Here is a 14011-nt window from a genome sequence, read left to right as displayed (position 1 = left end):
CAGGGATCTCATATGCGAATTGGCATTTATGGCAGCAGCTTCGATCCAATCACCTATAGCCATTTGTTTACGGCAGCCACAGTAGCTCACCGGAGACGGCTGGATAAAGTCATCTTTGTCCCTTGTTCCTCCAAGCGCCATGATAAAAAAATGCAGACAGACGATGTTCATCGCTTGCGCATGCTGGAATTGGCGCTCGCTACCTGCAAAAGCAAGACAAACAGTAAAGGCGATCCTCTGTTTGAAATCTCGACAGTAGAGATGGATGCACTCCCTGGAGAAACGTATACGTATGACACCATGATTCATATGCGCAAAAAATATCCAAACGATGAGCTATTCTTCATTATGGGCTCAGATCTGCTCACGGGTATGTCCAATTGGGGAAATGCGGAAAAGCTTTTAACCGAATTCTACTTCATCGTCATGTCGCGGGAAGGCTATCCGACTGCCGATCTGATTGCCGAGGATGCCCTGCTGCGCAATAACGATGAGCACTTCCATATCATGAGCAAAGGCATTAACATGGGAATCAGCTCTACGTATATTCGCGACGAAATCCGCAAGGGCGGAGACCCCAGTTTTTTACTGCCAGATGAATGCTTGAAATATATTTATGAGCAAGGTATTTATCGCAGCTAGCATCGATTCGCAGCAAAAGAAAAACAGCCGAGCAATTCATTGTCGGCTGTTTTTTGTTCGTGGTTAGCTTTCGTAGGTCATCTGTGCTGCCTTCTGGCGGCTCTTTTTCACCTTGCCCTGGTAGTTTACGAGATAAATACTGACAACGATCAGAAGTAATCCTGCAAGCAGTGTAAACGTAATCGGCTCGTCCATAAAAATGGTTCCGGTAATGACGGCAATCAGTGGCACGAGGAATGTAAAAGCTGCAACCTTGCTGGCTTCACCCGCATTGACCAAGCTAAAGTAAATGGCAATCGCAATCGGCACGCCAAATGTAGAACCGTATCCAAGTCCAATGAGATACTGCGTATTCCAGACGATATCAGACCAGTTCTCCAGACCAGCTCCCATCACGGTAAGCACGGCCCCGCCCAAAAGGCTTTGCATCGCGACCATCCAGAGAGAGTCTACCTTGGCACTCTCTTTTTTTACGTAAATGACGCCAAGCGCCCAGGTCAATGCTGTCAATAATCCTAGAACGACACCGATAGCAGACACTTGTCCGGTAAATCCATCCGCGCTCACTGACACTATTCCGAGGAAGCCCAGAGTCAATCCCGTAATCTTTATCCAGGTCATTCTCTCCCCCAGCCACATCCAAGCGAACAAACCAATGAGAATCGGTTGGAAGTAAACTAACACAGAGAATAATCCACCTGGCAAATACACCAACCCTACCGTCTGAATACCGTAGAAAAACAACGTATTCAGCACGGCAGAAATACAATATTTCGGCCAATTTTCACGCCAATTGATCTTTTTCCAGGTTGGCAGCAAACAGAGTGCCAGTAGTACGCCTCCAATCAAGGATCGCATTCCTGCAAACAAAATCGGCGGGGTAAAAGCCAATGCCATCTTGTAGATCGCCCAGCTGATCCCCCAGATGAATACTAGACTTGCAATCGCTATGGTTGTTTTGATAGAAAACCTTCCCACAGGGGACCTCCTTTTTCGACCTATGAAAATGAAAATACAGTTCATGGTATCACAAATTTTCTCCCTGATGGTGATATTACCGCAGTTTAAAAAACTTAGCTAGAAAACTAGTTGTCAGTCTTCTCGGCTAAAATGATAAAATAGGCTGCCATGCACGAAAAAACAGCCGGGGATCGCTTCCCCGGCTTGCATACAGCTTGTTCAATTCTTTAATGATGCACTGTTCCATCGTTTCCTGCGTGTTCATTACGCAAAAACTGCTCAAAATCAGCAGTCGCCAACGGTCGGCTGAAAAGATAGCCTTGTCCATGTCCGCAGCCATTTTCCTGGAGCGCTGCTACTTGATCGTTTAGCTCAATGCCTTCTGCAACAACCTTCATATTCAGGCTATCCGCGATGGTAACAATCGCTTTTACAATTGCTTGGCTTTCTTGATTATGGTGAACATCCCGAATAAATGAAGCGTCAATTTTAATCGTATCGACAGGCAAGCTTTTGATGTAGCTAAAGGAGCTGTACCCTGTCCCAAAGTCGTCAATGGAGATTTGGATTCCGATCTCGCGAATTTGCTGCAGTACGACTGTCGCTTCATCCATTTTGACAAAAATACTTTCTGTGATCTCCAGCTCCAGCCACTCTGGCTCTAATTGCGTCTCTTCGAGTGTCGCCTTGATCATATCCAGTAAATCCTTTTGATAAATTTGTCTCACGGATAAATTGACGGACACTTTTAATTCGTAGCCCTGATCGTGCCATCTTTTGTTTTGCTTGCACGCTTCTTTTAAAATCCACTCGCCCAGCGGAATAATCATGCCGCTTTCTTCTGCAATCGGGATAAAGCGGTTGGGAGGAATGATTCCCAGCTCAGGATGCACCCACCGAACCAATGCCTCCATACCGGTAAGCGTCCCGGTTTTAATGTCCATTTTGGGTTGATAATAAATTTGAAAATGCTCTTGCTCGATCGCTTTGCGCAGTTCATTTTCCATCAGGATGCGCTCCAAAGACTTGGCTTCCATGGATGGATCAAAAAAGTCAAAGCCATTTCTGCCCCGTGACTTCACTGTGTAGAGCGCGGTATCTGCTCGCTTCAGCAAATCCTCTGCATTGTCCCCGTCCTGTGGAAACAAGGAGATACCGATGCTGCTGGAAATGTTGAAAGCTTGTCCGTTCAAATGAAACGGCTGTTGCATCACCTGCATAATCTCTTCGGCTACAGTAGCAGCTTCCTCTCGCTCTGTCAGATTAGAGATCAGGACTGTAAATTCATCTCCGCCCAGACGCCCAACCATGTCTCCCGGCTTGACACATGACTTCAAGCGCTTGGCAGCTTCAATCAGCAGCAAATCCCCTACGTCATGCCCGAACGAATCATTCACGTCTTTAAAACGGTCTAAATCGAGAAAGAGCACCGCCATATTCGAGTGAAAACGCTTGGCTTGCATAATTTCCTTGCCCAAATGCTGTACGTACATGCGGCGATTAGGGAGCTCTGTCAATGCATCGTGATAAGCGAGATAGTGAATCAGCTCTTCGGATTGCTTGCGTTCGGTAATATCGCGTGTGACCTGGATCAAGCAGGTGACGTTGTCGTGTTCATCGACGATCGGATTAAGCTTTGTTTCCGTCCAAATTGGCTTGTCTCTTTTGGTGTTGAGCCTGCATTCCACCATATATTCTTTTCGTGAAGAAAAAGTGTGCTCGATCGCATACAAAAAATTGTCTCTGTCTTCACCGGCGATCCAATCGAGCATATTCCGAATTTCTTCATCTGGAACGTCATGTGCCCAGACCGATTTATGCGCAGGGGACAAGTATAGAAAATCCCCATTCCGATCAATCATGCTGATGATGTCAGAAGTATTTTCGGCGATGATGCGATACTTTTCTTCGCTTTGGCGCACTTCCTCTTCCATCTGCTTGCGCGCCGTGATGTCGCTACGAATCGAGACGTATTGATAGATTTTTCCTTCTTGATTCCGAAACGGCACGATAGTCGTGTCCACCCAGTAATAGCTGCCATCCTTTGCCCGGTTGCGGATTTCTCCTCGCCAGATTTTTCCCGAACCAATGCACGCCCACATTTGCTTGAAAAACGATTTGGGGTGATAGCCTGAGTTTAGCAGACGGTGGTCCTGACCAATCAATTCATGTCTGGCATACTTGGAGATTTGGCAAAACTGGTCATTCGCTCGCAAGATGATTCCCCGATGATCGGTCATCGCCACAATCGTCGATTGGTCCAGCGCAGCCCTGACATCTGCCAGCTCGCGCAATGTATCCTTCAATTTTTCGTCTTTCTCCTGCAAAAGCTCTTCCCACTCTTGTGGCGTCAGCGTGGCTATTAACTCGTTTCTCATCTCTATCACCTATCTATGGAAGTAAACCTACTTTTTGGATGCCGCAAAAAAAGGACCCTTTTCTGAAGGATCCAGTTATTCACAATGGTAAGTCCGCTTCATTTTACCATGTATTTTCCAAAGATCAATGAGATACAGAGCGAGTTAAGCAACAATATTTCAAATCATCGACCTGATAAAAAATTTTATTTCAGTCAATTATTCTTAGATGATCTTGTTTTCTTCCAGCACCCGGATTTTTTCCTCCGAGTATTGCAGCTCTGCCAAAACCTCTTTCGTATGCTGGCCCAATAACGGTGCCGGACGTTTGACTTGTCCAGGGGTCTTGCTCATTTTAGCAGGAAAACCAAGGCTCTGTATTCGCCCTCCTAGTGGATGGTCGTATTCAATAACCATGTCACGCGAGCGAATATGCGGATCATTCAATGCCTCATCATAGCTGTAAATCGGACTGGAGGGCACGCCTGCTGCATCAAGCTTGGTGAGCCAATGCTTCGAGTCCTCCTGAATGAGAACATCCTGAATGACTTGCTCCAGCTCCTCCAGATTCGCCTGCCGCTCGCTATTTGTCAAAAAGCGCGGGTCATCGATCAACTCTTCTCTTTCGATGACATCACGGCAAAATTTTTCCCACAGCTTTTGGTTGCCAGCACCGACGAGGATGTGCCCGCTTTTGGTCGGGAAGCCTTGGTACGGAGCAGTCACCCGATGGGCGGAGCCGTTCGCTCGGGAAACCTCTCCCGCCCCGAAATAAGCAGCGGATTCCCAAACGGTCCAGGCCAAGCCGGAATCAACAAGTGACAGGTCAATGTATTGTCCCTCACCAGTCGACAGCTTGTGAATATACGCAGCCATAATGGAATAAATCGCCGTCATCCCTGCTGCAATATCGTGGATCGCAATCCCGTTTTTCACCGGGCGTCCGTTCTTTTCTCCGGTCATGCTCATCAAGCCAGACAAGCCCTGTGCCATAATATCATAGCCGCCCTTTTGGCTGTATGGTCCAGTCTGTCCATAGCCGGAGATCGAGCAATAGATCAAGCCGGGATTAAGCTCACGTAGCGCCTCGTAATCAATCCCCAGCTTTTTGGTCACACCCGGACGGAAATTCTCAATGAACACATCTGCTGTTTTTACCAGATCGAGCAGGATGCCCAGTCCCGCTTCTTCCTTTATATTTAAACGAATTCCACGCTTGTTGCGGTTCGCCATCATGTAGCTGTAGCTTTCTTCTTCTACGTACGGCCCCATGATCCGGCTGTCATCCCCGTGCGGATATTTCTCCACCTTGATCACGTCTGCTCCCAGATCACCGAGTACCATCGTGCAGTACGGACCTGCCAGCACTTGTGTGAGATCGATTACCTTCATGTTTTGTAGCGCTTGTTGCATGATACTTTGCCTCCCAGTGGTGATTTACATGCGAGCGAGTATACTTTCGTTCAGATCGGCAACGGAATTGCTTCCAGACAGGGCCATAGCCACATCCAGCTCATTGATCAGTGTATCGAGTACGCTCGCGACTCCCTTTTCACCAGCTACAGCAAGGCCAAACAGGAATGGACGTCCAATCAGCACAGCATTGGCGCCCAAAGCAATCGCCTTCACGACATCTGCCCCTGTGCGAACTCCGCTATCCAGCAAAACAGGGATTTTACCCGCCACTACTTTTGCGATGGCCGGCAATGCTTCCAGCGTAGAAATCGCTCCATCCATCTGACGTCCTCCATGGTTGGAGACGATAATGCCGTCTACCCCATGCTCCACAGCGAGTCTTGCATCGTCTGGATGCAGAATTCCTTTTACCAGAATTGGCAGACTTGTCTGTTCGCGCAGAAATGCGATATCGTTCCAGTTCAGTGCCGGATGATAAATATTTTTCAAGATTTCCTCCACGACGTTTTCAGGAGTAACCTCGGTCAGACGCGAGCAAAGAACAGGATCGGTAATGTAGTTAGCCACTCCTTTTCCTTCGCGCAGTGGCGAGTATCCATTGCGGAAATCACGGCGCTTCCAGCCCAGCATAATCGTGTCCACTGTGAGCACAATCGCAGAGTAGCCTGCTGCCTCCGCACGTTTTACCATGCTCGCGGATACTTCGCGGTCATTGGACCAATAAAGCTGGAACCAGCGCGGCGCATCACCCATTACCTCCGCAATTTGCTCCATTGAGTGCGCAGAAACGGTACTGACCACGAGAGGAACTCCTGCCTCCTTGGCAGCCCTGGCAGTTGCAAGCTCTCCCTCCGGATGAGCAATAGCTTGCATACCTACTGGAGCAAGCATGATCGGTGTACGCAGTGCCTGGTTATACAAGCTAATACTCATAGTACGGTTTGTCACATCACGCATCATCCGCGGCACAATCGCCCACTTGGAGAATGCTGTCCGGTTGGAAGCCAGTGTTTCCTCAGCTCCTGATCCACCAGCTATATAGTCGAACGGTCCATCCGGCAAGATTTCTCGGGCTTTTTGCTCCCAATCTTCAATAGATACGGGAAGCGATTGGGTGTCTTTGTTTACTCTTGTAAAGAGGAGGGCTTCCTTTTTTGTTTCTGCCATGTTCTCTCTTCCTTCCATTTGGCTTTCATTTTGATGCTTGCTGTTTAACGAAAATTCGGCTTTCTCTTTTCCAGAAATGCTTGTACGCCTTCTTTGTAGTCATCGGAATTAAAGGATTGCAGCACTAGCTGTTCAATCTGTTCATCCTCTTCGGTCTGTCCCTTTAAAATGGCCCCGACCATTTGCTTCGTGCCTCGTATCGAGACCTGCGAGCGCTGTGTGAGCAACCGGGCAAACTCGTACGTTTTTTCCACGAGCTCTTCACTGGAATAGATGCGATCAAGCAAGCCAAAGCGATGTGCTTCCTGTACATCCAATGTTCTGGCTGTATACAAAATCTCTTTGGTGCGGGATGGTCCGATCAAATCTACCAGACGCTTCGTACTTGTTAAATTATATACGATCCCCAGCTTGGCTGGTGTAATGGCAAAGATGCCATCTTCTGCACTGAAGCGAAAATCACACGAGAGCGCGATGTCTAATCCCCCGCCCACCGCGTATTTGCGAATCATGGCGATGGTTGGCTTAGAAAAAGTATGCAGGCGGTCTACCGCTTCCATAGACTTATCATTGTACGCCTTTGCCTTTTCAGCGGAAGAGCGATTGGAGATAAACTCGCTAATATCTGCTCCAGCTGCAAATGCTGTGTCGTCAACGCCGCGGATCACGACTACCTTGGTCGCTTCATCTGCTTCCAGCTCTGCCAACAGGCTCGTCAGCGTTTTCCACATGTCCAGCGTAAAAGCATTTCGCTTGTCAGGACGATTAATCACAATCGTTGCGATGGTGTCGGCCTTTTCGATATATAAAGCTTTTTCTCCCATTTTTTGTCTACACCTTTCGTTTCCTAGCATTAATCTTTTTTATACTTGGCCGCCAAGCGGTTTCCAATCGATTGCAGGCATTGGACTAGCACGATCAAAATGAAGACCGTCACATACATAACATCCACTTCGTAGCGCAAATGTCCAAAGCGATAAGCCAAATCTCCCAAGCCGCCTGCCCCGACCAGTCCTGCCATGGCAGTACCACCGATCAGCGTGATCAATGCAATGGTCAAGCCTAAAATGATCGATGGCCGTGCCTCACGCAGGAGCACATGCCAGATGATATGCCGCGTGCGAATCCCCATCGATTTGTAAGCCTCAATCACACCGCTGTCTACTTCCAGCAGGGCATTTTCCATCAAACGGGCAATATTGGGAGCAGCGTGGACAATCAAAGGCACAATCGCTCCTTTGATGCCGATGGAGGTGCCGACGATCAGCTTGGTAAACGGCAAAATGAAAAAGAGCAGGATGATAAAAGGAATGGACCGGAGAATATTGACCAGCACATTCAATACCATATATACCGCTCGATTCTCCAAAGCATTGCCAGGTCTGGTCAAAATCAATAGGATTCCGAGCGGCAGACCGATCAGGACGGAGAACAAAAGCGATATTGAGACCATTTGAAACGTTTGAACAACCGATTCCCCAATGATCGGGAGGCGTCCCTCAATAAATTGCTGAATCTCAGACATGTGTGACCTCCACTCCCTCTACCTTTACTCCTTGTTCTTCCAGATAGGCGATCGCCTTTGCCGTTTCATCCCTCTCTCCGTGCAAGTGAACAACCAAAGTTCCTATCGTCTCTTGCTTGAGCGCAATGATACCCCCTGCAAGGATATTCGGAGAAACCTGGAACTTGGCACTAACCGATGCCAGCACCGGCTTGCTTGAGCTCTCCCCAACAAAGGTCAGCCGAACGACAGGCCCCGTTTGAATCAATTCTCGCAATACATGCGGCGGCAGCTCCTTGTGGTATGTGCTGTTGACAAAGCGCCTCGTCGTCGGGTGTGTTGGTCTGGCATAAATGTCGATTGTCTTGCCCTGCTCAATGACTTTGCCTTTTTCCATGACGGCCACACGATCACAAATCTTCTGAATCACATTCATTTCATGGGTAATCAGCATGATAGTAATGCCAAGCTCTTGATTGATTTTGAGCAGCAGCTCCAAAATGGATTCGGTCGTTTCCGGGTCCAAAGCGCTCGTCGCTTCGTCGCTGAGCAAAATTTCCGGTTCCTGGGCAAGTGCCCGTGCGATTGCTACCCGCTGCTTTTGTCCACCAGATAGCTGACCGGGGTAGGCCTCATGCTTGTCTTCGAGTCCTACAATTTGCAAATATTTCCGAACGCGCTGATCGATTTCTTGCTTGTCTACATCAGTCAGCTTTAGCGGGATCGCAATATTGTCATAAACAGTCGCCGTTTTCAGCAGGTTGAAGCCTTGAAAGATCATCCCGATCTTCCGCCGCACCTGCAACAGCTCCTCTGCCGATACGTTTGTCACATCCTGGTCTTTGATCATAACCGAGCCCGCTGTTGGCGACTCGAGCAAATTGACGCAACGGATCAGCGTACTTTTCCCTGCGCCACTATAGCCAATGACTCCGAAAATCTCGCCTTGTGCTACTTCTAGCGAAACATCGTCGATCGCATGAACCGTCCCTTTTTTTGTTTGAAAGCTCTTAGATACGCTTGTTAGTTTGATCACGCTGCTACAGAACCTCCCTCTTCATCAGGCCAATGTTGGTCTACTCACGCAAAGTTGGCCCCGCCAATGATTGACGGAGCCCTGTGGCTTACCAGACTGGGATAACCGAGCCCTCAAAGGTATCTTCCACGAATTTTTTTACTTCATCGTTTTGGTACGCCTTTACCAGCTTTTGTACCGCGACGTCATCCTTGTTTTCAGTACGAACGACGATAATATTGTGATGCTTGGAATCCTTTTGCTCCAGGAAGATCGAATCCTTTCCTGGCTTCAGGTTATTTTTGATCGCATAGCTCGTATTAATGGCTGCTGCAGTCAGGTCATCCAGCTGCTTGGCGATCTGTGCTGCATCTAGCTCAACAAATTCCAGCTTGCGTGGATTTTCGGCGATATCGAGGACAGTCGCTTCATCCCCTACACCATCCTTGAGCTTGATCAGACCTGCACTTTGGAACAGCATCAGCGCACGAACACTGTTTGTCGGATCGCTCGGCAGCCCCAGCTTGTCCCCTTCTTTCAGCTCATCCAGGCTCTTGATCTTTTTTGAGTACATGCCCATCGGATTCAGCACGGTTTGTCCTACACCTACCAGATCAGCTTTGTGTTCTTTTTTATAAGTCTCCAAAAATGGAATGCTTTGATAGCTGTTGGCATCGATTTCTTTTTCCGCTAGTGCAATATTGGGCATCTGAAAGTCAGAGAATACTTTCAGCTCAACTTCAAGTCCGTCTTTTGCCGCTACTTCCTTTACTTTCTCCAAAATTTGCTCATGCAGGCCCGAAGTAACCCCCACGACAATTTTCTTCTCGTTAATGGCTGAGCTTGTTGTCTGTGATCCCCCGCACGCTGTCAGAGCCAGTACCAAGAAGCCAGAAGCAAGTAAACCAAGAGCTTTTTTCATGATGTATGTTCCCTCCAAATTCCCTTTATACAAGTAGGATTAGTATGAATAACAATCATAGGTTTCCCCCACGCAAGCCATATTGCCTAACGTGTTGATCGAGCAAAAAGCGAAGATACAATTATGTGAAAATTATTACATAGACCAATATACTATATCACTAATAACCAAGTCAATTACTCGACATTAAAAATCTTTGTAGCCTGTCCGCCTTACTTGTCCCCTTTTCATTGAGGACGATTCATTATCTTTTGCATTTTTTCGGGCAGCAGACGCGCTTTTGAAGGCATTTGCGCACGCATTTCCTTACTTTTTTGCAGGTCGCCTTCTAGGACTCGGGCATCTTCTTTTTTGGCCCCTCGCTCCAAACATTTTTGTATTGGTAGTGCTGTTTTCAATAGTGACGTTGACCGTATTCCCGTTATTTCCGCCCCCTGCACCCGAAATTGACTTGGTAATGCTTTTTGGAGAGTTGTTGGCGGTGTCGCCGAACTGGATCGAACCAAAGTTATTTTGGATTTGTACACTTCCAATACTCGCCGGCAAGCGCACCTCCTCCTCCCTTTTTAATTGGACTACTTCTACTGTATGTGTATGAAATTTACGATGATTGGACGATGGCGGACAGGGGGTGCACAAAACAAAAAACCGGACGTAATCGCCCGGCTTCTCTTCTATAATTCATTTATTGTGCGGTATAACCACCATCGACCAACAGGCTTGTCCCTGTTACGAAAGAAGCATCGTCACTAGCCAGGAACAACACTGCTTTGGCTACTTCCTCCGGTTTGCCGAGTCGACCCATCGGATGCAGACTGATCAGATGCTGATTCATCTCCTCGTTACGACCTGCGATCAGCGGTGTATCGATGTAGCCCGGGCAGACCGCGTTGACCCGAATGCCCTCTTTTGCATAGGTGATGCCGAGGGTTTGGCTCAAGAGCTTAACTCCACCTTTTGCCGAGGAATAAGCTGTCACTCCCGCTTTTCCCGCATGGCTGTGGATTGAGCCGCAGTTGACGATTGCTCCCCCAGTGCCTTGAGTCAGCATTTGCTCGATTACGTATTTATCGCACAGAAATACGCCTGTGAGATTAATGTCAATGGTTCGCTGCCAGTCATCGAGAGAGAGCTTGTGGGCGGCGTTGTCTCTGGCGATCCCAGCGTTGGCAAACAGGATGTCCACTTTGCCAAACCTTTCTACGGTAGCACAAACCATATGCTTGACTTCCTCTTCTTTGGTCACATCCGTTTTCACGTACAAAGCTTCATGACCTTCTGCGTTCAGTTGATCCGCCAACTCCTTTCCGCGCGGGGAAAAGTCGGCAATGACTACCTTTGCCCCTTCATTTGCAAACTGGCGAACTGTCGTTTCTCCAATTCCACTGGCTCCACCTGTTACAATCGCTACTTTATCCACGAATCTCATCTGTTATCTCTCCTTTTTTCAAACTGGATGAACTGTCCTTAGCGTGCGGTTCCACCACCATCAATGACGAATTCTGCCCCTGTCACATGTCCAGACTCATCAGAAGCCAGGAACAACACCATATTGGCAACATCTTCTACGGTACCCAAACGTCCGCTTGGTACTCCCTGTGCCAGCTCCGCTTTGGAATGCTTGGTTGCTTCAGATGCATACGTCACCATGCCCGTATCGATATAGCCGGGGTGAATCGAGTTGACACGCACACCTTGACCTGCGTATTCGATAGCAGCATCCTTTGTCATGATGCGGACTGCGCCTTTGCTTGCACCATACAGAACATGGCCTGGGGCACCGATCAATCCCGCGATCGAAGAAGCATTGATAACCGATCCACCTTGCTGCTTCGCCATAACTGGCATCGCGTGCTTCATGCCCAAAAATACGCCAGTAACATTAATCGCCATCAGTTTATTCCAATCCTCCAGCGTGATTTCTGCTAACGGCTTGATCATATAAATACCTGCATTATTAAACAGAATGTCCAGTTTTCCATATTGTTTTACGGTCGCGGCAACTACTTGCTCCCACTGCTCCTCACGACTGACATCATGGGCAATCGCGTGTGCATCTCCGCCCGCTTCCTTTATTTCGGCTACTGTCTGACTGGCGCTGTCCAGATTTATGTCCGTAACGATTACCTTCGCGCCTTCCTTCGCAAAACGAAGTGCAGTCGTTTTTCCGATGCCTGTCCCACCACCGGTGATAATCGCTACTTTTCCTTCCAATCTCGCCATTGCCAACGCCTCCATTTTCAAAATTCATGGCAGGCTGTTCTCTCTGCCCTTGCTTCCATTATAGAGCTTTCGTATATTAAATCATATGTAAACATACTTACCCTTACTTAAATCTCACTAAAGGATGTGAGTCGCTCCTCATGCATATTGAACAGCTCGAATATATCGTGGAAATAGCGAAAACCGGCTCTCTGACCAAGGCTTCTCAGAATAAGCACGTCACGTTGTCTGCCATCAGCCAATCCCTCTCCAGTCTGGAAGCCGAGCTCGGCATTTCTTTGTTTACTCGTTCCCGAATGGGCGCGGTCCCTACTTCGGAAGGTCGCATTATTATTAAAAAAGCGTTAGAGGCCTTAATGAAGATTCAAGAAATTCAGGAGGAGGCGCAAAGCTATACAAATACGCTTAGTGGCGAGCTCAGGCTGGCTACGATCCCTGGCCCCATGAATCTGCTGGTGAATGCAATCACCAGCTTTAAAAAAGATTATCCGCAAATCAAAACGGAAATAGCGGAAAAGGGCACGCAGGAAATTTTGGAGGACATTCGTCAAAACAAAATTGATATCGGCTTGATCATCATGTATGAAAGCCTCATTCAAAAAAGCGCTGGTCTGGGCTTGGCATTCGAGCGGCTTTTAAAGGGAAAAATGGTGGTTGGCGTCAGTAAAAACTCGCCGCTCGCGTATCAAGACTCCGTTACACCGGATGAACTGCGACAGTACGCCTTTGTTCTATACAACGATGATTATGTGAAATGGTTTGCTGACAATTTCGCTGCCAAATACGGCACTGTCGATATATTATTTACAACAAACAATACAGACGCCATTCGCAATGCTGTCCGCGAAAATATGGCCGTCACGATCGGACTAGACTATTCTTTTATCCACGAGCCGTATTTACAGTATTCGGATCTCGTCACGCTCGATCTCGCTATCCCTGATCAACAGCCTATTTATCTCGGCTGGGTTCGGTCAGAGGAGCGTCATTTTTCAAGTATTTCCAAGAGCTTTACGAATCGGCTGCAGTACGATTTGAAGCAAAAAGCTCTGCCCCTTCCCTAAACTCCCATGCTTGACTCTAGAAAAATACAGCTTCATAAGGCAGGATGAATTCCGAAACTTTGATTCTATGTAATTGTTGACAATCGTCCAGTAGGTATATAGACTTAATTCGACAAGTTATAACATAGATCGACAAGCCCTTATGGACGATTTCTCTTTTCTTAACACAGCTAGAATCTAGGCCTTTAGAACGATCGAAAGGGAGAACTCCACCTATTTCGAGCAAGTCACTTCTGTATCGTGACTTCGTGCTCTCAAACAGGAGGAACTAACATGCTAGCAGACATTTCAAGCATTGCCGTAAGCACAGTTCTCTTGGCTCATTTTGCGATCGGTGTGCTGTTTTTGTATGCCGAATACAAATTTTTGAGTAAAATAAAAGACTCGAAGAAATAGAATCCTTCATTAGATTACGCAAAAGGAGTTCGCATCGAAGTGAAATCATTTTTTCGCCAGTTTTTTTCAAGTAAAGCGCCGGAGAAAGAGGAGTTCACGTACAAGGAGCTGAATTCCCGCTTAATTAAGTCGACACGCTATGATCTCGAAGCCAATCATTTATACATACGTTTTCAGGATGGCCGCGAGTTTGTCTACTGTAAGGTTTCTCCTTACGCCTATAATGCCTTTTTGAATGCGGAGTCGTTCAGCGAGCATTTCCACTCCTTTATCAACATGCGGTACTTGAACTATCAAGTAATGTAGCCTTACGCTTTTATTCATGCCAACAGCCCTCTAGCGACT

The 14011-nt window shown here is 47.5% G+C and carries 15 protein-coding genes and 1 pseudogene; 4 read left to right on the top strand and 12 right to left on the bottom strand.

Translation table 11 applies throughout. The features are described from left to right. Positions 1-12 precede the first annotated feature (12 nt). Positions 13-642 (top strand): nicotinate (nicotinamide) nucleotide adenylyltransferase, encoded by a 630-nt coding sequence (nadD, locus tag C3B52_RS28085; RefSeq protein WP_103109678.1) that lies wholly within the window; start codon positions 13-15, stop codon positions 640-642. 63 nt (positions 643-705) lie between these two features. Here nadD and C3B52_RS28080 read toward each other — a convergent pair whose 3' ends face one another. The 12 genes and pseudogenes from C3B52_RS28080 to C3B52_RS28030 all read right to left on the bottom strand — a co-directional run bounded on the left by C3B52_RS28080 (position 706) and on the right by C3B52_RS28030 (position 12206). Next, positions 706-1620, bottom strand: coding sequence for a DMT family transporter (locus C3B52_RS28080; protein WP_103109677.1), 915 nt, complete (start codon positions 1618-1620; stop codon positions 706-708). 209 nt (positions 1621-1829) lie between these two features. Beyond that, a complete protein-coding gene (locus tag C3B52_RS28075) occupies positions 1830-3980 on the bottom strand; it encodes a bifunctional diguanylate cyclase/phosphodiesterase (RefSeq protein WP_103109676.1) in 2151 nt (716 codons plus the stop codon). A 204-nt stretch (positions 3981-4184) separates the two neighbouring features. Beyond that, the gene (locus C3B52_RS28070; protein WP_103109675.1) at positions 4185-5372 is read right to left on the bottom strand and encodes a CaiB/BaiF CoA transferase family protein; all 1188 of its coding nucleotides are present in this window, start codon (positions 5370-5372) and stop codon (positions 4185-4187) included. A gap of 24 nt (positions 5373-5396) precedes the next feature. Next, positions 5397-6542 carry an alpha-hydroxy-acid oxidizing protein gene (locus tag C3B52_RS28065; RefSeq protein WP_103109674.1) on the bottom strand — a complete coding sequence of 382 codons (1146 nt, stop codon included), beginning with the start codon at positions 6540-6542 and terminating at the stop codon, positions 5397-5399. A gap of 44 nt (positions 6543-6586) precedes the next feature. Next, positions 6587-7366, bottom strand: coding sequence for an enoyl-CoA hydratase-related protein (locus C3B52_RS28060; protein WP_103109673.1), 780 nt, complete (start codon positions 7364-7366; stop codon positions 6587-6589). 29 nt (positions 7367-7395) lie between these two features. Beyond that, positions 7396-8067 carry a methionine ABC transporter permease gene (locus C3B52_RS28055; protein WP_103109672.1) on the bottom strand — a complete coding sequence of 224 codons (672 nt, stop codon included), beginning with the start codon at positions 8065-8067 and terminating at the stop codon, positions 7396-7398. Then, positions 8060-9082 (bottom strand): methionine ABC transporter ATP-binding protein, encoded by a 1023-nt coding sequence (locus tag C3B52_RS28050; RefSeq protein ID WP_103109671.1) that lies wholly within the window; start codon positions 9080-9082, stop codon positions 8060-8062. Before C3B52_RS28050 ends, C3B52_RS28055 begins: the two co-directional genes overlap by 8 nt. Before the next feature lie 88 nt (positions 9083-9170). Next, positions 9171-9983: a MetQ/NlpA family ABC transporter substrate-binding protein gene (locus C3B52_RS28045; protein WP_103109670.1), complete on the bottom strand. Its 813-nt coding sequence runs from the start codon at positions 9981-9983 to the stop codon at positions 9171-9173. Between the two features lie 227 nt (positions 9984-10210). After that, positions 10211-10381, bottom strand: a complete 171-nt coding sequence (locus C3B52_RS37570) for a hypothetical protein (protein ID WP_235615888.1) — start codon at positions 10379-10381, stop codon at positions 10211-10213. A gap of 37 nt (positions 10382-10418) precedes the next feature. Further along, positions 10419-10535 (bottom strand): annotated as a pseudogene (locus C3B52_RS37565) (spore germination protein); the annotation flags it as partial. Positions 10536-10668: 133 nt separating this feature from the next. Continuing rightward, positions 10669-11412, bottom strand: a complete 744-nt coding sequence (locus C3B52_RS28035; protein ID WP_103109668.1) for an SDR family NAD(P)-dependent oxidoreductase — start codon at positions 11410-11412, stop codon at positions 10669-10671. A gap of 38 nt (positions 11413-11450) precedes the next feature. Beyond that, positions 11451-12206 (bottom strand): SDR family NAD(P)-dependent oxidoreductase, encoded by a 756-nt coding sequence (locus C3B52_RS28030; RefSeq protein ID WP_103109667.1) that lies wholly within the window; start codon positions 12204-12206, stop codon positions 11451-11453. A 140-nt stretch (positions 12207-12346) separates the two neighbouring features. On the opposite strand from C3B52_RS28030, the gene C3B52_RS28025 reads away from it, so the two are divergent. The 3 genes from C3B52_RS28025 (at position 12347) to C3B52_RS28020 (ending at position 13972) form a co-directional block, all read left to right on the top strand. Continuing rightward, complete coding sequence (locus tag C3B52_RS28025; RefSeq protein WP_103109666.1) at positions 12347-13270, top strand: LysR family transcriptional regulator; 924 nt, start codon at positions 12347-12349, stop codon at positions 13268-13270. A gap of 273 nt (positions 13271-13543) precedes the next feature. Next, complete coding sequence (locus C3B52_RS37910) at positions 13544-13666, top strand: hypothetical protein (RefSeq protein ID WP_268811912.1); 123 nt, start codon at positions 13544-13546, stop codon at positions 13664-13666. Positions 13667-13705: 39 nt separating this feature from the next. Next, positions 13706-13972 carry a KTSC domain-containing protein gene (locus C3B52_RS28020; protein WP_103109665.1) on the top strand — a complete coding sequence of 89 codons (267 nt, stop codon included), beginning with the start codon at positions 13706-13708 and terminating at the stop codon, positions 13970-13972. The last annotated feature ends 39 nt before the right edge of the window (positions 13973-14011 follow it).

It is taken from the genome of Brevibacillus reuszeri (genome assembly GCF_002897295.1).
GTDB lineage: Bacteria > Bacillota > Bacilli > Brevibacillales > Brevibacillaceae > Brevibacillus > Brevibacillus reuszeri_A.
Note: the sequence above shows the minus strand (reverse complement) of the source record. Positions and strands in the feature narration are given on the sequence as shown.